This is a genomic window from Parabacteroides distasonis ATCC 8503, from assembly GCF_000012845.1.
Classification (GTDB): Bacteria; Bacteroidota; Bacteroidia; order Bacteroidales; family Tannerellaceae; genus Parabacteroides; species Parabacteroides distasonis.
The window spans coordinates 1,622,971-1,642,957 of the sequence record NC_009615.1 but is presented as its reverse complement, the minus strand read 5'-3'; the positions used below and the strand labels follow the sequence as shown (position 1 = coordinate 1,642,957).

17 protein-coding genes are annotated in these 19,987 nt (G+C 37.7%); 15 read left to right on the top strand and 2 right to left on the bottom strand.

Translation table 11 applies throughout. The annotated features are described in order from the left end of the window. Positions 1 to 73: 73 nt before the first annotated feature. From BDI_RS07065 to BDI_RS07025, 9 genes are all read left to right on the top strand, one after another. On the top strand, positions 74 to 1,324 hold the full coding sequence (locus BDI_RS07065) for an oligosaccharide flippase family protein (protein ID WP_011966447.1): 1,251 nt from the start codon (positions 74 to 76) through the stop codon (positions 1,322 to 1,324). 6 nt (positions 1,325 to 1,330) lie between these two features. After that, a complete protein-coding gene (locus tag BDI_RS07060; RefSeq protein ID WP_011966446.1) occupies positions 1,331 to 2,290 on the top strand; it encodes a LicD family protein in 960 nt (319 codons plus the stop codon). Continuing rightward, the gene (locus BDI_RS07055; RefSeq protein WP_011966445.1) at positions 2,283 to 3,248 is read left to right on the top strand and encodes a polysaccharide pyruvyl transferase family protein; all 966 of its coding nucleotides are present in this window, start codon (positions 2,283 to 2,285) and stop codon (positions 3,246 to 3,248) included. Before BDI_RS07060 ends, BDI_RS07055 begins: the two co-directional genes overlap by 8 nt. A 54-nt stretch (positions 3,249 to 3,302) precedes the next feature. After that, a complete protein-coding gene (locus BDI_RS07050) occupies positions 3,303 to 4,280 on the top strand; it encodes a glycosyltransferase family 2 protein (RefSeq protein WP_011966444.1) in 978 nt (325 codons plus the stop codon). Between the two features lie 388 nt (positions 4,281 to 4,668). Further along, positions 4,669 to 5,571, top strand: a complete 903-nt coding sequence (locus BDI_RS07045; protein WP_127908268.1) for a hypothetical protein — start codon at positions 4,669 to 4,671, stop codon at positions 5,569 to 5,571. Continuing rightward, complete coding sequence (locus BDI_RS07040; RefSeq protein WP_011966442.1) at positions 5,549 to 6,706, top strand: glycosyltransferase; 1,158 nt, start codon at positions 5,549 to 5,551, stop codon at positions 6,704 to 6,706. Before BDI_RS07045 ends, BDI_RS07040 begins: the two co-directional genes overlap by 23 nt. 175 nt (positions 6,707 to 6,881) lie before the next feature. Next, complete coding sequence (locus tag BDI_RS07035) at positions 6,882 to 7,373, top strand: acyltransferase (protein WP_227742544.1); 492 nt, start codon at positions 6,882 to 6,884, stop codon at positions 7,371 to 7,373. 14 nt (positions 7,374 to 7,387) lie between these two features. Further along, on the top strand, positions 7,388 to 8,305 hold the full coding sequence (locus BDI_RS07030) for a glycosyltransferase family 2 protein (RefSeq protein ID WP_049762303.1): 918 nt from the start codon (positions 7,388 to 7,390) through the stop codon (positions 8,303 to 8,305). A gap of 51 nt (positions 8,306 to 8,356) precedes the next feature. Next, on the top strand, positions 8,357 to 9,448 hold the full coding sequence (locus tag BDI_RS07025; RefSeq protein WP_011966439.1) for a DUF1972 domain-containing protein: 1,092 nt from the start codon (positions 8,357 to 8,359) through the stop codon (positions 9,446 to 9,448). A gap of 560 nt (positions 9,449 to 10,008) precedes the next feature. On the opposite strand, the gene BDI_RS07015 is transcribed toward BDI_RS07025, so the two are convergent. After that, positions 10,009 to 10,302 carry a nucleotidyltransferase family protein gene (locus tag BDI_RS07015; RefSeq protein WP_011966437.1) on the bottom strand — a complete coding sequence of 98 codons (294 nt, stop codon included), beginning with the start codon at positions 10,300 to 10,302 and terminating at the stop codon, positions 10,009 to 10,011. A gap of 668 nt (positions 10,303 to 10,970) precedes the next feature. On the opposite strand from BDI_RS07015, the gene BDI_RS21020 reads away from it, so the two are divergent. From BDI_RS21020 to rho, 6 genes are all read left to right on the top strand, one after another. Further along, positions 10,971 to 11,144, top strand: a complete 174-nt coding sequence (locus tag BDI_RS21020) for a hypothetical protein (RefSeq protein WP_005856296.1) — start codon at positions 10,971 to 10,973, stop codon at positions 11,142 to 11,144. Between the two features lie 120 nt (positions 11,145 to 11,264). Then, positions 11,265 to 13,022, top strand: a complete 1,758-nt coding sequence (gene aspS, locus BDI_RS07005) for an aspartate--tRNA ligase (RefSeq protein ID WP_005856298.1) — start codon at positions 11,265 to 11,267, stop codon at positions 13,020 to 13,022. A 111-nt stretch (positions 13,023 to 13,133) separates the two neighbouring features. Beyond that, a complete protein-coding gene (locus BDI_RS07000; protein WP_011966435.1) occupies positions 13,134 to 14,231 on the top strand; it encodes a Nif3-like dinuclear metal center hexameric protein in 1,098 nt (365 codons plus the stop codon). 1 nt (position 14,232) lies between these two features. Further along, positions 14,233 to 14,997 carry a zinc ribbon domain-containing protein gene (locus tag BDI_RS06995; RefSeq protein ID WP_005856302.1) on the top strand — a complete coding sequence of 255 codons (765 nt, stop codon included), beginning with the start codon at positions 14,233 to 14,235 and terminating at the stop codon, positions 14,995 to 14,997. A gap of 73 nt (positions 14,998 to 15,070) precedes the next feature. Beyond that, on the top strand, positions 15,071 to 16,387 hold the full coding sequence (tilS, locus tag BDI_RS06990; protein WP_005856304.1) for a tRNA lysidine(34) synthetase TilS: 1,317 nt from the start codon (positions 15,071 to 15,073) through the stop codon (positions 16,385 to 16,387). Positions 16,388 to 16,588: 201 nt separating this feature from the next. Then, positions 16,589 to 18,571, top strand: coding sequence for a transcription termination factor Rho (gene rho / locus BDI_RS06985; RefSeq protein ID WP_011966434.1), 1,983 nt, complete (start codon positions 16,589 to 16,591; stop codon positions 18,569 to 18,571). 93 nt (positions 18,572 to 18,664) lie between these two features. Here rho and BDI_RS06980 read toward each other — a convergent pair whose 3' ends face one another. Beyond that, positions 18,665 to 19,945 (bottom strand): DEAD/DEAH box helicase, encoded by a 1,281-nt coding sequence (locus tag BDI_RS06980; protein WP_011966433.1) that lies wholly within the window; start codon positions 19,943 to 19,945, stop codon positions 18,665 to 18,667. Positions 19,946 to 19,987: the final 42 nt, after the last annotated feature.

Below are 19,987 nucleotides of genomic sequence, written 5' to 3'. Positions count from 1 at the left end.
GTTCCACTGATTATTGATATACGGGGAAAATGCAATATCTCCGATTTGGGTAAATATACTTAATATCTATAAAATGATTTCTTTCTTAAAACTGGAAAATAATAAAACAGCAAAAACGTTATTTGCCAATTTTACTTATTTGTCAATTCTAGAAATCATAGGATTATTACTTCCCTTGATCTCATATCCATACGTTATAAGGACTGTTGGAGCCGATAACTATGGGGTAGTTGTTTTTTGTCAAGCTATTATTGCGTATGTAGTTATTATAATAAATTTTGGTTATAACGTTTCTGCAACAAGGAAAATAAGTGAAAATAGAACTAATGTGTTTAAAATTAGAGAAATATATTCAAGTATTGTATATCAAAAGCTATTGATATTTGCGATATGCTTGGTGAGTGGGTTGTTCGTATTAATATTCTTGAAATATGATTACTCTGTTATTCTCCTTGGATTTATAGGACTTTGCATTCAAGAAGTGTTTTTTCCTACATGGTTGTTTCAAGGACTAGAAAGGATGAAGTTTATAACAATTATCACTTTTGTGGCAAAGTGTTCATGTCTAATTTTAATTTTTTTGTTCGTACATGATAAAAAAGACTATGCTTGTATTCCAGTATTATATTCAATAGGAGGTTTTTTTACATCAGTATTATCGGTTATTATCCTTAAAAAAAAGTTCGATATATATTTTGTGAAGGTGTCTAAGTATAGGATGAAAGAGGATTTTTTAGAAAGTCTTCCTTTTTTTACATCTCGTTTATCTGCTATTGTCATGGAAAGAGGTAATGTCTTAGTGATAGGAACTTTTTTTTCTTATGATATGGTTGCTATATACGATTTGTGTGCTAAGATAGTTTCAATTTTAAAAACTCCATTTTCATTAGTAGCACAAGTTATATATCCAAATGTAGCTAAGAGTAAAAATATGCTGCTAGTGAAAAAATCTATTAAGATAGTGCTGCTTTTTGGTGCTTTTGTTTGTTTGTTTGTTTACTTATTTGCTCCTAATATTATTTTATTATTAAGTGATACTTCAATGTTAGGGGCCGTTTCGATATTAAAGATTATGGTTTTATATGTTCCAATAGTGGGGATCAGCTATCTATTTGGTGCTTCTGTTTTAGTTGTTAAAGGGTATTCAAGGGAATATAATTTAAGTGTTGTATATTCTGTCTTGTTATATATATTGATGTTATTATCATTTATCAGTTTTTCTAAAGTAAATCTTTATACAATGGCATTGGCTTTTGTTGCACCCGAATTATTTGTTGCGTTGTATAGGATTTGTATCGTTAAATATAAAAATATATTAAATTGATGGCGTATGTTATCTGATAAGCAAAAAAAACATATTTTGGTTAATCGTGATGGTTTGAAGTATTATACTGTTGAAGGGTTGGAAAAAGTACACGAAGAAATGCTACGTCTATTATTGATAATAGATACTATTGCAAAAGAAAATAATATTCCCTATTGGATAGATGGGGGTAGTTTGATTGGTATAGTACGTCATAAAGGATTTATTCCATGGGATGATGATCTGGATATTTCTCTGCTAAAAAAGGATTACCTTAGGTTAATTAAAGAAATATCAATGTATTGTGAAATGCACAATGATGTTGCACTGTTCTATAACGAGCCATTAGTAGAACATACTTGTAACTTTTTTGCCAGTAAAAAAGTATTTTCTCGTACTCAGGGTTCTTGTGTTCTTGTTCCTGTTAAAATAGATATTAGACCTGTTAATTGTATAGTTAAAAATAAAGATAATGTAATAGAAAATAATATTTATAGAGATACTGCAAATTATATCATATTTGGTAAATCTTATGGTTATATGAAAAAAACTTTAAGCCATAAAAATGAACAAATGGATTTTTTAGAATACTATAATTATAAATATGGGTTAGTAGATTCTGGATTAGAAAATGTTATAATGGTTCATCCTTATTTTGAATTTTCTAATACATTTGAGCTTACCTATAATGATTTGTTTCCATTAAAAATGCTGCAATTTGAGAATATGTTGTTGCCGGTTCCGAATAATTATGATTATTTGCTAAAAGAGTTGTATGGAGATTATATGAGTTACCCAAATATTTGCCATAGAGCACCTGTAGCATGTCAAATTTATCAAAGGCAATTGAAAGATAATCGTTTTAACTTGTGCTTGTCGATGTTTAAACATACTAACAGAGGATTGTTGTACAGGATGCGTATTATATTAGTGCAGATAAGATTGTTGGGAGTGTTTGAATATATGAAAATAAAAATTTATGAGTAATCGTGATAAAATTTTGAGTTATAGGGATTTGATAAAGAAAAAGCTGATTCCTTTAATAAATGCTGATTATGTATTGTTGGATGTACCCAACCATCCTAATATTGGTGATAATCTTATTTGGGAAGGAGAACTTCGATTTCTTGAAAATATTCATTATAAGTGTATTTACTCGGCAAATGTTCATAATTGGGATGAGAATAAGATAAAGGATGCCAAAATTATTTTATTTCATGGAGGAGGAAATTGGGGAGATCTGTATCGAGAGTGTCAAGAGCATCGTTTATATATTGCAGAGAAATTTAAAGATAAGCGCATAATAATATTTCCACAAACGGTGTGGTATAATAATAAAAGTATTCTTCCAATAGATTGTAAAATATTTAACAATCATGCGGATATTCATATTTGTTTGAGAGACCAAATGTCTATGGATATATTGTCTAATTATGTAGATGCAAAAAAACTGTATTTACTGCCTGATATGGCTTTCTTTGTTGATGTTGAAGCCATGCCGATGAGAAAGGTAAGGAATGATTGTATATTATTCATGCTTCGCACTGATTCAGAAATAGATGATATAACTTTTAAGTTGGAATCAGATTTTGACGTAAAAGATTGGCCTACATTTTCTAATAATAAATATATTTTATTATTGTACTCATATTTTGAGTATTTTAAAGTGGTGGTTTCTAAGAGATTGCAAAAATGTAAATTTCTAAATGTTTTTGTGAGTCCTATATATGGTTTAAATAGAAAAAATAATAGAGAGCGGTATATTTATAAGGGAATAAATTTTTTTTCGAACTATGAAATTATTTATACAACGCGTCTTCATGGACTAATTTTAGGTATTCTTATGGATAAGAAAGTGATAATTGTTGATAATAAATATAATAAGTGTAAAAATTATTATGATACATGGCTCCGTGAGTTTGATAATATAGAATTGATGAGCTAATTTTTTTCTGTTATAGACATCATTGCGAAATCTTATCTGCAAACATAACAATAAATGAAAGTTACAATTTTACTACCTGCATATAATGCGGCACTTTATCTTAGAGACTCTTTAGATAGCATTATGCGACAAGCATTTAAAGATTTTGATGTGCTGTTGATTGATGATGGATCTATGGATGATACCTCAAAAATCGCAATTGAGTATAGTAATATTGATAGGCGTATAAAGTATTATAAGAATGAGAAAAATATTGGTCTAATCAAGACGCTTAATAAAGGATTATCGCTTGCTAAAGGTGAATATATCGTTAGAATGGATGCTGATGATATAATGTTTGATGATAGGCTTTACAAACAAGTAAAATATATGGATTCAAATCCTGAATGCTTTGTATGCGGAGGGCAAATGGAGTATATAGGAGGCTTGACTGGAATGGCTCCTATTTTGCCTCAAAAATATGAAGATTTACTTTATTTATCTTTGATAAACTGTCCTTTGTATCATCCTACAACTATTATTAGGAACAGTGCGATTAAGCAGTTTGGATTGAAATACAATGACTCATATAAACATGCGGAAGATTATAAGTTTTGGAGTGATATAATTTTTTCACATCCTAACTCTATTGCCAATATCAAAGATGTTGTATTGTTTTATCGTATTTCGAACAACCAAATAACCGCAAAATATAGTGATGAACAAGATTTAATATCAAAAATAGTGAGAAGAGAAAATGTTCAGCATGTTTTAGTGCCATATGGTATAAAGTTGCCGGAAGTAGTGAACTGTGAAATAATTGAAAAGGTATCTTCGCTTATAAGAAAGGAGCATATTGATGCAGCTGAAATTCTGACATTGGTACTATGTATGCTGTATATGTCTATGGAAAATTCTTATGTTAGAATAAAGCATTTTATACTGTCGAATGATTATTCTTTATTTGTTAAAAATTCTTCGAGAATCAAATTGGGATTGTCTGTTTTGTTAAGTGGAATTTTCTCTAATAGAGGGAAAAGATTTGTGATTTAAATCTTATAGTATTCGATTCATTATGCCTAAAGTTAGGTGCTATCAAAATATACTGATTATATTTTGCTTCTTTGTTTATTTCTTTCCATTTAAAGCTTACGGGTTTGATCCAAGGCTTTTAGTCTTTTTGTTTTTCTTTATTTATATGATTAAAGATGGATTGTTACTTAATAGAAAAGTAAAGTGTAGATATATAAAGACTTTGTTTTATCCTGTCTTGATGTCTTTGTTTACAGTGCTTTCAAGTGTTGTAAATACGATAACCGAAAATACGTTTATTATATTTCCTTTTCAAGTTATTTATTTATTACTTCTTTCTTACTGTATATACTATATTACAAAAAGGTTTTGCAAGGTAATAAGCTTTTATGTAATAACACGCTATTTTTTGATGACATTAGTTGTACAGTCTGTTATAGCTATAGTAATGTTTGTCAATCAACCAATATGTTTATTCCTGTTTGATTTACAAGGTATAGATCTTACTAGTAGGGTTATTAAAATGTATTTCGGAGTCCGGTTGATCGGACTCGGTTGTTTCTACTTTGGAGCTGGAGCTATATATGGATTAGGCTTAATTGCTATAATGCCATTCATGTTAAAAGCGAAAAACAAGCAGCAATTAATTAAGTTGATATTGCTATATGTTTATATATTCATTGTAGGTATCTTCTTTGCAAGGACGGCTATGATTGGTTGTGTGTTTAGTATAGTGTATTTGATTTTTTGTATATTAATACCTAAAATGTGTAATAAGGTATTTTTAGTTTTCAGACAATTTATAATCTATCTTACTGTTTTTGGTATAGCATTAGTTTTCATTTATACATCATCTCCCAAATTGCAGGAAGATTATGGTGATATCATTGATTTTGGTTTTGAAGCTTTTATTAATTTAGTTGAAAATGGAGAACTATCGACTGCATCAAGTGATGGATTAACGGAATATCATTTGAGTATATGGCCGCAAAATCAAAAAACATATTATATTGGTGATATGCGTTGGACTAAAGGCGATAGTTATTATGGTGATTCTGATGTTGGGTATGTTAGGTTATTGTTCTATTTTGGTGTTCCTGGAGTAATACTATTTCTATTATATCAATATAGTATAGTTAGAATTTCTGGTTTGATATTTAAAGAACGGATTCTTTCGTTTTTCTTTTTTACGGTGTTTTTTTATGCTTTGATATTATTAATTAAAGGGTATATTGATGTTGCATCATTGATATTCATTTATTTACATTATAAATCATTAGATTCAAAATATGAAAATCGTATACTTTGTTGATGGATTAAACAGAGGAGGCGTAGAGTCGGTTGTTTGTCATCTATCGTCAAGTTTCGCCAAATTGAGGAATAAGATCTATATTATATGTTTGCACAAAGATATGAATGATCTGCACCTTGAAATACCTGAATATATCTCTGTTTTTTACCTTCCTTTTGAAAGTAACAGGAATCATCATGTTAATTATATTCGTTATTTGCCGAATTTAGTGGATTTGTTGAAAAAGATAAAACCGGATATTGTTCATGCGCACAATTCCTCATTTTCATATTTCTTTTTATCTATAGGTATATTGCTATCGAGAACTGTTCCGGTTAATATTAGAAGCATACATTTTAGTGGTTTTTTTCTGGAAAAAAGAACAATCGAAGATAAAATACGTTTTATCTTCGATTGGTGTGCATGTCGATTGTTAAAAACGATAATTATATCTGTTGGTCCTACGGTAAGTCGTGTTGTTAAAAGATTATATACTTCTAATCAACATTTGACGATAGTAAATGGAATTGATACAAAAGAAAAATTTTGTAAACGTAATCTTACGAAATCGTGTATGGGGATTAGTGAAGATAAATATGTTGCTGTTTATGTTGCACGAATTTGTGAAGGAAAGAATCACGATACCCTAATCAAGGCGTGGGAAATAGTGACACAGTATCACCCTTCTGCCTTATTACTATTTATTGGAGATGGCCCACTTAAAGAACAATATCAATCTGTTGTTCATGAAAAATCATTAGATGATAAAATCACATTTACTGGTTCTATTCCCAATATTGTTGAATATCTGTCAATTGCAGATGTTGGAGTGTTTCCCTCAGAATCTGAAGGGCTACCATTGGTTCTTATGGAAATGATGGCTGTGGAACTACCTGTGGTTGCTTCTAAAATACCATCTTGCTGTGATCTAATAGAGGAGAATGTTAACGGTATTTTATATGAAACCTATGATTATAAAGATTTGGCTAACAAAATTCTGAGTGTTTTATGTGATAATGAGCTAAAGAAAAAACTTGGAGAACAAGCTAAGTTGCTTGTTTGTAATCATTACTCCATTGAAAATATGATAAATCGGCATAATATTCTTTATCAGAAGTTGCTATTAAAACAGAATTTTACAGATGCGTATAATTAACAGATTTATTAGTACTGTGAAAGGTGAAGATTTTAAATTAGATTCAAGGGTTCCATTATCTTATGTTATCTTACTTTTCCTGTCACGAGGACTATCCTTGCTTTGGGGTATTATTCGTTTTCGATCAATAAAAAAACTTTTTATACATCCTTCAAGTGTAATGAGGTGTACCTCTATGATTAAAGTAGGAAAAAATTTCAGTGTAGGAAGAAATTGTTATATAAATGCTCTTTCCCAAGAGGGGCTGATATGCGGCGATAACGTATCTATCGGTTATAATACGCACATAGAATTAACAGGTTCTTTACGGTATTTTGGAAAGGGAATGCGAGTAGGAAATTATGTCGGATTAGGTACACATGGGCATTATGGAAGTGGAATGGGCTTTTTAGAGATTGGAGATGATACTATATTCGGAAATTATGTGAGTATACATCCAGAGAATCATAATTATCATAATACAAATATTCCTATTAGGCTACAAGGTGTTAATGGTGTTGGCGTTAAAATTGGCAAGAATTGTTGGATTGGAGCAAAAGTTACGATTTTAGATGGTACTATCATCGGCGATAACAGTGTTGTAGCAGCAGGTGCTGTTGTGCGTGGACAGTTTCCTGATAATTGTGTTATAGGGGGGATTCCGGCAAAAATTATCAAATATATTTAACAATCATTCTATTTATGTTATTATCTATATGTATTCCGTGCTGTAAAAGGATTGAGCAACTAGAACTAACACTTACAAGTATTTTTCAAGATAATTCAGATGTTCCAATAACTGATTATGAGGTTATTCTTTCTGATAATGATCCTCTACATGAAATAGAACTGTTGGTTAATAAATTTGATTTTGAAAACTTAAAATATTTCCATACAGATTGTGAGGGATTTTTAAACTCCTATTGTGTTCTTACATATGCGAAGGGCACATTCTTAAAACTTCATAATAGTCAAGCAAAATTCAAAAAAGGGAGTTTGACGAAAATAATTGATGATATTAGAGGGTCGCAAAATGATAAAGCTTTACTATTCTATTCAAATGGAATGCTTAATAAAAACAGAGTGTTGGCATATGATGATTTTAATTCTTTTATGTATAACTTGTCATATTGGTCTTCGTCAAGCAATGGCTTCTGCATATGGAAAGATGAATTTGATAAGATAGGAGAAATAAAGTTAAATCCTTTATTTCCTCATACCTCCTTGTTCTTGACGCAACATTGTTTAGGAAAATATATTATTAATGATGAATATTTGTTTGATGTTCAAAGGATTCCTAAACGAGGTGGGCATAATAAATTCAAAGCTTTTACTATTGAATATCCGTCTTTGATTGATGCTGTATATAAATCTGGATATATTTCCATGAAATGTAAAAAGCATATATTGAATGATATATTATTCTATTTTCTTCCTACGCTTCTTTTTAATAAATATGTGGCAAGGATAGAATGCTTTGATATATACGGATATAAGCAAAATATTAAGAAGTATTTCCCGTGGTTTTCTTATTATTTGACATATATGTTAATACTTATTGTTCCTTTTAATAAACTATATAATCGTATTAAGAAGCGGTTGAAAAAATTATTTTTTTAGTGTATAGTGGTTGATTTTGCTATGATAATGTGTGTATAATAAGTTGTTTACATGAAATATATAACAATCATTGGTACGGTTGGAGTACCTGCTAATTATGGAGGTTTTGAAACCTTAGTCGAAAATGTGATAGGTGAAAATGCTTCTAAGGATGGGAATTATACGGTATATTGTAGTAGTAAAAGTTATCCTAAGAGGCTTAGTTTGTATAAAGGTGCTTCGTTAAAGTATATTCCTTTAGATGCTAATGGCATTCAAAGTATCTTTTATGATATTTTGTCTTTGATTCAAGCTACACGGAGAAGTGATGTTGTTCTGATATTAGGTGTCTCTGGATGTTGCTTTTTACCCATTTATCGTTTGTTCTCAAAAAAGAAATTGATAATTAATATTGATGGATTGGAACACCGAAGAAATAAATGGGGAAAGTGGACACGGCGATTCTTGAGGTTCTCAGAAAAAATGGCTGTGAAATATGCAGATGTAGTGGTGGCCGATAATAAGGGAATTCAAGATTATGTATTAGAAGAGTATGGTAAACAGGCTGAGTTGATTGCTTATGGTGGTGATCATGTTTTGTGTGACGTTTCTGATATAGAAGATGAAGTATTAGAGCAATATGGTCTAAAAGATGTAGATTATTCTTTTTCGTTATGCAGAATAGAGCCGGAAAATAACGTACATATAACATTGGAAGCTTTTAAACGGACTGGGAAAGAATTGTTTTTTATAGGAAATTGGGAAAGAAGTTCGTATGGAAAGATGCTAAAAGATAAATATGGTGATTGTGAAAATATCCATTTACTTTCCCCAATATATGATGTGAAGGTGTTGAATGTTCTTAGAAGCCATTGTTGCTATTATATTCACGGACATAGTGCAGGTGGTACCAATCCGTCTTTGGTGGAAGCAATGTTTTTTAATAAACCGATATTGGCTTATGATGTGATTTATAATAGAGAGACAACGGAAAATAAGGCGGATTATTTTTCTTCTGTAGAAGATCTTGTGAATTTATTGAAAATGCCTGATTCTTATTATGTTTTAAATGCAGAAAATATGATGGAAATAGCTCAAAGATGTTATCGATGGATAATGATAACAAAACAATATGAGCGTTTATATGGCGTATCTGCAAAATAAATTATTATGCCGTTAATTGAAGATTTTGGCATGTTGATTTATACTGTCCTTCCAAATAGATATTCTCTCCTTTGCAATTCATAAATGTATGATGGACTCTGAATGTATAGACTATTCTTCTTGTCTAACTTACAGACTTTTTGGGTGATACCGAATTGAAGAGTATCATGTCTGTAAGCACTCAATTTAGGGCTGAGATTTAGAATCCGTACCTTCGTTGCGAACAAAAACTTATAGATTTGTGTATAGCAACGAGGATTTAGAGCGATTTTATTTTCAGTACCAAACAGAGTCACTGCCAAGAGGCGAGTCTGTTCAGTCTTTTTGTAAAAGGAATAAGGTTTCTTGTAATATCTTTCAATCAAACAGAAGAGGGAGTAGTTGAGCAGGGAAACCTTCTTTCGAGCTCCTGTAAAATACAGTGAGGGTATGGCAGACGATCAAAAAGACCGATTCATTCAGTACTTGGCGGAACAACATTGGGAAGATGGGCTGACCAAGCGAGCGATCTATCTAAAGCCGTTTGTATCTTTGTCAAAGAGGAACGGACTAATTCTGTATCACACATAAATGCCTTCCTTTTCAATTCGGTTTCTCAAAAGTGAATCCATTTGATCCCGCAATCGGACAATATCGACATTACAGCCGAATAGGGATTGTAAATCTTCCTTTATATGTACCAATGCGAACATATTTGGCTTTGAGGTCTCTAAATAAACATCAACATCACTGTTTTCTGTTTGTTCCCCTCTGGCTACAGAACCAAATATTCCCATACGGGTAATGCTATATTTGGATGCATTCTTCGCCATATAGTCACGCAAGATGTTTATATATTCAGTTGTTGACTTCATGTCTTCTTAATTCATTTTACGCAAAGATATGATAATTAGGTAATATCTACTGTAACATAAGCCGGAAATCCGTACCTTTGGCACACGGCTTTTTCATTTAAGAAATATTGTTCATCGCTTGTTTTTTTGTTAAAAAATCCTTATATCCGTGCGCAGCGATACGGAAGCACCGCCTTAGGTGTTTCATCTTATCGTTCATTCTTATTTTTTTATAGGCGGAATTCAATAGCGATATGATGTTTATATTGTCTTCCGCTTTTGTTTTTGCGATAGCAAAAACAGGATTTATTTTCTTGATATACAACTTTTTACACATAATATTACTAAAGAAGAAACACCTTGACTGTCTTCGTGGCGGCATCATGACTCATTTGAGAAAATTTGTATCTTCAGTCCCTAAATACTGTAGAACAAGCAGGGAGAACTTCAAACACAAACTTGAAGACATACTCATGTTTGTCATATTGAGGAGGCTCAGCAAGTGTATTACCAGAGCTGAAATGGTATTTCTGCCTATGCCGCACTGGCGTGGCTAGGGGTATTGTTCCCTTAAATCAAAGCTTAAATGAAGATACTCCCCATGTTCACGGACAATGTCGCTATCGCTATAAACCATTGGCAGTACTTGCTTGTTTAATAGCCATTATTACGTTAATAAAATAGAGAATATGAGAACAAATGATTCAAAAACATCCGTAGACTCTAAATTGGAGGAGATGGAGGAAAAGTATCCTGTAGAGCAAATCGCTGTTAAAAATGAGAAGAAAATAACGGCCAAGGATGTAAAGGAGGCTGTGAAAGAGATTAATCCCGATACGGACAGCTTGGGTAGCAGAGGGTAAAACGTATTTTAATTTGCTTAAAAGAATAATTATTAAGATTTATAGTATTATCTTTGTGGTTGCGGTTTGTAATAAACCGAGGTATAAAGATTGGTAAATCTAGCAAATTAAATAATAAAGATGTATAGAACAAGAACTTGTGGCGACTTGCGCCTTGCGGATGAAGGTCTGGTGGTTACACTGGCCGGTTGGGTGCAGAAAACCCGCAAAATGGGAGGAATGACATTTGTCGATATCCGCGACCGTTATGGTATTACTCAGTTGGTATTTAATCAGGAGGTTGACGCAGCTCTTTGCGAAAAGGCGAATAAACTGGGCCGTGAATTCGTGATTCAGGTTACGGGTACGGTTCGTGAGCGTTCCAGCAAGAATGCGCATATCCCGACAGGTGATATTGAGTTGATCGTTTCTGAATTAAATGTCCTGAACACTGCGCTTACCCCTCCGTTCACGATCGAGGAGGAGACAGATGGCGGTGATGACTTGCGTATGAAATATCGTTATCTGGACTTGCGTCGTGCTTGCGTTCGTAAGAATCTGGAACTTCGTCATAGAATGGCGTTCGAGGTTCGCCGCTATTTGGATGAGCAAGGTTTCTTGGAGGTAGAGACTCCGGTTCTTGTAAATTCTACCCCGGAGGGTGCCCGTGACTTCGTGGTTCCTTCCCGTATGAACCCGGGACAGTTCTACGCTTTGCCTCAGTCTCCACAGACCTTGAAGCAATTGTTGATGGTTTCCGGTTTCGACCGTTATTTCCAGATCGTAAAATGTTTCCGTGACGAGGATTTGCGTGCGGATCGCCAGCCGGAGTTCACGCAGATCGACTGTGAGATGAGCTTCGTGGAGCAAGAGGATGTCTTGAATATGTTCGAGGGCATGGCGAAACATTTGTTTAAGGTAATCCGTGGTGTCGAGTTCAAGGAGTCGTTTATGCGTATGACTTGGCAAGATGCTATGAAACAATATGGTAGCGATAAACCGGATTTGCGTTTCGGCATGAAGTTCGTCGAGTTGATGGACATCATGAAAGGCCATGGTTTCTCCGTATTCGATAACGCTGCTTACATAGGGGGTATCTGTGCGGAAGGTGCTGCAAGCTATACCCGTAAACAACTGGATGCGCTGACTGAATTCGTGAAACGTCCGCAGGTAGGTGCTAAAGGTTTGGTTTACGCCCGTGTGGAAGCGGATGGTAACGTGAAATCAAGCGTAGATAAATTCTATAGCCAAGAGGTTCTTCAAGAAATGAAGAATGCGTTCGGCGCTAAGCCGGGTGATTTGATTTTGATCCTTTCCGGCGACGATGCGATGAAGACTCGTAAGCAACTTTGCGAGTTGCGTTTAGAGATGGGTAATCAATTAGGCCTTCGTGACAAGGATAAGTTCGTTTGCTTGTGGGTAATCGACTTCCCGCTGTTCGAATGGAACGAGGACGATCAACGTTTCTACGCTATGCACCATCCGTTTACCTCTCCGAATCCGGATGATATACCGTTGTTGGACACGGATCCGGGCGCTGTTCGTGCGAATGCGTATGATATGGTTATCAATGGCGTTGAAGTGGGTGGTGGTTCTATCCGTATCCACGACAGCCAATTACAGGATAAGATGTTCAAGCTGTTAGGATTCACCGAAGAAAGAGCGCAAGAGCAATTCGGTTTCTTGATGAATGCGTTCAAGTACGGAGCGCCTCCTCATGGAGGTTTGGCTTATGGCTTGGATCGTTTCGTGTCTTTGTTCGCCGGTTTGGATTCTATCCGCGACTGTATCGCTTTCCCGAAGAACAATTCTGGACGAGATGTTATGCTCGATGCTCCGGGTGTCTTGGATCCGGCCCAGTTGGACGAACTGAATTTGATCGTTGATATCAAGAAATAATCCAATCTGAAATTCCATTCGAATGGGAATCTTATTCCATCTGAATGGAATTTTCTTTTCTTCCGAAAGGAATTACTTTTTCTCCCGAACATAAATCAAAAGATATTTAGCATGGTAAAGGTTAAAGATATATTGAGAGAAATCGAGCATTACGCCCCGCTGCCGCTTCAAGAAGGTTTTGACAATGCGGGTGTGCAAGTTGGCGACGTGAACCAGCATGCGACGGGTGTGTTGCTATGCCTAGATGTTACCGAGGAGGTGCTTGATGAAGCGATCGAGATGGGATACAACCTGATCATCTCTCATCATCCTTTGGCCTTTAAGTCGTTTAAGTCGTTGACTGGCTCCAATTATATCGAGCGTTGCATGATGAAGGCGTGTAAGTATGATTTGGTGGTTTATGCCGCCCATACCAATCTTGATAATGCCGTAGGAGGCGTGAATTACCGTTTGGCAGAGTTGATCGGCTTGCAAAATGTACGGATCTTGAGCCCCCAAAAAGGCGCTTTGCTGAAGTTGGTGACGTTTGTCCCCGAGGCTTATGCCGAGATCATGCGGAATACCTTGTTCAATGCCGGTGCGGGAAGTATCGGGAACTATGATGCTTGCAGTTATAATTTACATGGCGAGGGAACATTCCGTGCCAATGCGGGATGCAATCCGTTTTGTGGTGAGATCGGCGAGTTGCATGTAGAGAAAGAGGTGCGTATCGAGATGATCTTTCCGGCATTCAAGAAGACGGCGGTGACCCGTGCCCTGTTATCCGTTCATCCGTATGAGGAGCCGGCTTTTGATTTTTATTCGTTATCAAACACATGGGAACAGGCAGGTTCCGGTGTAGTGGGAGAGTTGCCTGCCGAGGAAGATGAGTTGAGTTTCTTGTTGCGGATCAAGGCCCTGTTTAACGTCGGTTGCGTGAAGCATTCCCCATTTACTGGTAAGCCTATCCGAGAGGTCGCTATCTGCGGAGGCAGCGGCGCTTTCTTGATCAAGGACGCTATCGCGTATGGTGCCGATGTCTTTATAACGGGGGAGGCAAAGTACAACGATTTTTACGATGTGGAGGACCGGATTCTACTGGCGGTTATCGGTCATTATGAATCGGAAATCTGTACAAAAGACATATTTTATAACATAATATCGAAAAAATTCCCTACCTTTGCGGTACATTTTTCGAATGTTAATTCAAACCCAGTAAAATATTTATAGAATGGCTACAGATAAACAATCAGCTGAAAAGGAATATACGGTTGAAGAAAAGCTTTCTACGCTGTATCAACTTCAGACGATGATGACTGAAATTGATAAGATCAAGACCCTTCGTGGTGAGCTTCCTCTGGAGGTTCAAGACTTGGAGGACGAGATCGCAGGACTGGAAACACGTCTCCAGAACTATCAGGCGGAGATCAAGGAGTTTGAGGCTTCTGTTGTTGAGCAAAAGCATAAGATCACGGAATCTACCACATTGATAGATCGCTATAAGGCACAATTAGATAATGTGCGTAATAACCGGGAGTTTGATAACCTGTCCAAGGAGATCGAGTTCCAAGGTTTGGAAATTGAGTTCTCAGAGAAGAAAATCCGTGAGTTCGGAGAGGCGGTAGACGCTAAGAAAAAAGATATCGCTGAACTGACTGAGAAGCTGGAAGGCCGTAAGGCTGACTTGGTTCAGAAAAAGAGCGAGTTGGAGCAGATCATTTCCGAGACAAAGCAGGATGAGGAGAAACTTCGTGAGAAAGCGAAGAAGCTGGAAGCCACTATCGAACCTCGTTTGTTGACCGCTTTCAAGCGTATCCGTAAAGGTGCTCGTAACGGTTTGGCTGTTGTTTATGTGCAACGTGGCGCTTGCGGTGGTTGCTTTAACAAGATCCCGCCTCAGAAGCAATTGGATATCAAGTTGCGTAAGAAAATTATTGTTTGCGAATACTGTGGTCGTATTATGATCGACCCGGAATTAGCAGGTGTAGAAGATTAATTCAAAAGATCTATAAGTAATGGCTCTAGCTAAAACCGGCTAGGGCCATTATTGTTTTTAATACAAAGATGTTATGATACATACGATACGTTTATATATAGAGAAGTACCGGCTGTTATCCGAGGATCGTCCGGTTTTGGTCGGATTGAGCGGTGGTGCCGATTCTGTGGCTTTGTTGGGCGTATTGGTGCGTTTGGGATATCCGTGTATAGCGCTTCATTGTAACTTTCATTTGCGTGGGGAGGAGTCGGATCGGGATGAGGCATTTGCCTGTGAGTTCGCGGAATCTTTGGAAGTACCCTTTCATAAGATAGATTTCGATACGATCTCTTATGCCGGAGAGAGGCATCTCTCGATAGAGATGGCTGCCCGTGAATTGCGCTATGCTTGGTTTGAGGAGATGCGGGAGCGGCTGGGAGGGCAGGCGACCGCCGTCGCCCATCACCGGGACGATAATGTGGAGACGGTCTTGATGAATTTGATACGGGGCACGGGAATCCGGGGGATGAGCGGGATCCGTCCGAGGAATGGTTTCATCGTCCGTCCTTTGCTGTGCGTAAGCCGTGAGGATATCTTGGCTTGGCTGGCGGATCAAGGCTACGCCTATATGGTGGATAGCACGAATTTATCGGATGCTTATACCCGTAATTTCATCCGTTTGAATGTGTTGCCGCTTTTGGAGGAGATAAATCCATCGGCCCGGAATACCATCGCACGTTCCGCCGAGCATCTTTCTGCCGCAGAGACTATATATATATATGTATTGGAACAAGCCCGGAAAGAGGTTGTCGTATCGGATGATCGTCTTTCTATCGGGGCGTTGATGCGGTTTCCGGCTCCGGAGACGATTTTGTATGAGTTATTAAAAGAATATGGTTTTACCCGTCTGGTCTCGGACGATATTTTCGCTGCCTTGACCAAGGAGCCTGGTAAGCTGTTTTACTCTTCCACCCATCGTTTGCTGAAGGATCGGGATTATTTATGGATCACTTCTTTAGAGAAGAAGGAAAAGCGAACCTTCGTTTTAGATCCAGAAAAGGGCATTAATCATGAACCTATTGAACTATCTTTCCAAAAACTTGTTATAACTATAGATTTCCCTATCGAGAAGAATAAGCGGATCGCTTATTTGGATTATGATAAACTCGATTTCCCTTTAACATTGCGGACTTGGAAAGAAGGCGATTGGTTTATTCCCTTCGGAATGAAAGGACGTAAGAAGTTGAGTGACTATTTCTCCGATCATAAATTTAGCCGGATTGAGAAGGAGCGCACATGGCTTCTTTGTAGTGGCGACGCTATCGTTTGGGTGGTAGGAGAAAGGACTGATAATCGTTTTCGTATAGACGAATCAACAAAGCGTGTGCTAATTGTGAATTTTTTGGGCTAAATCCTCGTTTATTGTAAAAATATTCTTACATTTGCGAAGATTTACTCCGCAGATATGTTACTAATGGTTCAAATTAGCTGAACAATCCGGTTATTACATGAAAATTATAATTTAATAAAGATACAATGATACCATTGGGCGTACGTCGTGTTTGCATATGTGATCCGTGTGTATGTGCCATTTATATTATTACTTCGCAATATGCAGAAATATAACATTCTAGAACTAAATGAAAAACTTCTTCCCGAACTTCAAAGTATCGCGGAAGAGTTGGGAATAAAAAAAGTTAGCAGCTTAAAGAAAGAAGAGTTGGTTTATCGGATTCTTGATGAGCAAGCGATCTCCTATGCCGGCATTCAGGCTGAAAAGATGAAAGAGAAAGAGGCTAAGAAGCCTGTAGAGGGCCGTAAGAGAGGCCGTCCGGCTAAAGCCGCTTCTCCTAAAGTGGCGAAGGCTGAGACTGCCGAAGCTGCAGAGAGTGCCCAACAGGCTTCGGAAAAGCCAGTGGCTGCTCCGGCTGACAAGAAAGAGCAAAAAGAGCAGCCTGAACGTAAGAAAAGAGTCCGTATCGAGAAAAAGGAAAAGGTAGCGGGCGCTATCGCTCCTTCCGAGGATAACAAGGAAGTGGTGGTTTCGAAAGAGCCGCAAACGATCTCTATGGTAACGGAAATCTCGGCCGTGGAAACTCCGGCGGTAGTAGAGAGCCCGGTGGAGAAACCGTTGTTGCCTCCTGTTGTGGCGGAACTTGAAACGGAAGAAGAAGCCGCTTTGCCGGAAAATACGACTCCGGTAGAGGTAGCGGAAGAAACCACTTCACCACAAGCGACGGAAGAAGAGCCTAAGCGCATCGTATTTCGCCATCCGGACGCTAAATCCGTATTGGATCAGATTTTCCCGTTCTCCGCTCCGAAACCCGAGGCTAACAAACCTCAACCCGAGGCCGCTCCCCAGCAGAATAATCCTCGACAGAACAATCGACAGAATAATCATAATAACAACCGTAATAACAATAACGCTAATAACAACCAGCAGGCTCAAGAGAAAATGTATGAGTTTGACGGCATCCTTACAGGAACCGGCGTGTTGGAGATGATGCAAGATGGTTACGGTTTCCTTCGTTCTTCAGATTATAACTATTTGACTTCACCGGACGATATTTATGTCTCTCAATCCCAGATCAAGTTATTTGGCTTGAAAACGGGTGACGTGGTAGAAGGCTCGATTCGTCCGCCGAAGGAAGGTGAGAAGTATTTCCCGTTGGTGAAAGTGGACAAGATCAATGGCCGTACGCCGGAAGAGGTTCGCGACCGGGTTCCTTTCGATCATTTGACCCCGTTATTCCCGGATGAGAAATTCATGCTTACGGCACGTAAATCACCGAAAGTATACGATAATATCGCCGTACGTGTGGTTGATTTATTCTCCCCGATCGGAAAAGGGCAACGTGGTTTGATCGTCGCTCAACCGAAAACCGGTAAGACGATGTTGCTGAAAGATATCGCGAACGCTATCGCTTACAACCATCCCGAGGTTTATATGATTATATTATTGATCGACGAACGTCCAGAGGAGGTTACGGATATGGCTCGTAGCGTGGATGCGGAAGTAATCGCTTCTACATTCGACGAACCAGCTGAACGTCACGTGAAAATCGCTGAGATCGTATTGAACAAGGCGAAACGAATGGTAGAATGTGGTCATGATGTCGTGATTCTTCTTGACTCGATCACTCGTTTGGCTCGTGCTTATAATACGGTACAACCGGCTTCCGGTAAGGTGCTTTCCGGTGGTGTGGACGCAAATGCGTTGCAGAAGCCGAAGCGTTTCTTCGGTGCCGCCCGTAATATTGAGAATGGCGGTAGCCTTACGATTCTAGCCACCGCCCTTACGGAGACTGGCTCTAAGATGGACGACGTGATCTTCGAGGAATTCAAGGGTACGGGTAATATGGAGTTACAATTGGATCGTAAATTAGCCAATAAACGTATCTATCCGGCTGTGGATATCACGGCTTCCAGCACTCGCCGTGATGATTTATTGCAGGATGAGAGCACGTTGAACCGTATGTGGGTCTTACGCAAATATCTATCAGACATGAACTCTATGGAGGCTATGGAATTTGTTAAGCAACGGATGGAACAAACCGTTGATAATATGGAATTCTTGGCATCCATGAACGGTTGATAATATCCCATAAAAAACACTATACTTTTGAGTTCGAAACATATTGTTTTAGCTCCAAAAGTATAGTGTTTTTGATTTAAAAGAATAATGCTTTTATTGCGCCTTTTTAGGCCTTCCACGGTGTCCCGTATTCCGTTTTTGTGGGCTCGAGGATGATCCTTTATCCTCACTTTTACGAGGCCGTCCTCTGCCTCTTTTATTCATACCGTATTTTTCCGGCTCATACAAGGGCACTTCACCGAATTCCGGGCTGACCGGTATCTTATAAACCTCTTTTTCCAAGAAATCCTCTATGCGCTTGAATTGTGCTTGTTCATCGATCGATACGAAAGTAATCGCCAATCCTTCGCCGTTCGTACCCCGTGCCGTACGTCCGATTCGGTGTACGTAATCCTCCGGATCATGTGGGATATCGAAGTTCACGACCAACTTGATGTCATTGATATCAATTCCACGTGCCACGACATCCGTAGCCACAAGGATATCGATATGTCCGCTCTTGAATTCTTTCATGACCTCCTCCCTTTGGGATTGCTCCAGATCCGAGTGCATGGCGGCTACATTGAACTTTAATCTTTTTAGGGTAGACGCTAATTCTTTCACCTTCATTTTAGAAGAGGAGAAGATAATTACCCGTTGAGGGCGGCTTTGAGTGAAGAGATCTTGTAGAATCTTGAGCTTTTGTGGATCGTAGCAGATATATGCGGTTTGCATGATAGATTCGGGCGGGCGTGAGATAGCGATCTTGACTTCTTCCGGATCTTTTAGGATGGTTTTAGCCAACGTTCGTATCTTAGGCGGCATGGTAGCCGAGAACATGATCGTCTGGCAGTAGGGGGGCAGCTGTTTATGAACCTGCATGATGTCGTCATAAAAACCCATATCCAGCATGCGATCCGCCTCGTCTAAGACGAAGAACGACACTTTAGACAAATCGACAGTACCTAACTTAATATGGGACAATAAACGTCCCGGGGTAGCGATCACGATATCCGCACCCATCTCTAAACCTCTCTTTTGTTGTTCCCAAGCGATTCCGTCGGTACCTCCATACACGGCTACTGCAGATACGGAAGGTATAAAATAAGTGAATCCTTGAATTTGTTGGTCTATTTGTTGAGCCAATTCCCGGGTCGGTGCCATAATGACCGCATTCACCGCATCTGTCGGATGACAACCTTTGCTTAGTTCATTAATAACTGGCAAAACATACGCCGCCGTTTTACCGGTTCCGGTCTGTGCGCAAGCGATGATGTCTTTACCTTCTAAAATGACAGGAATCGTTAACTCTTGGACTGGAGTCGTTTCGTCAAAATTCATGTCATAAAGCCCGTCTAATACGGCATCTTCCAAATCTAATTCATCAAATCTCATCTTTTTACATTCAAATTCCCGGTAAAGATAAAGATTATTTAG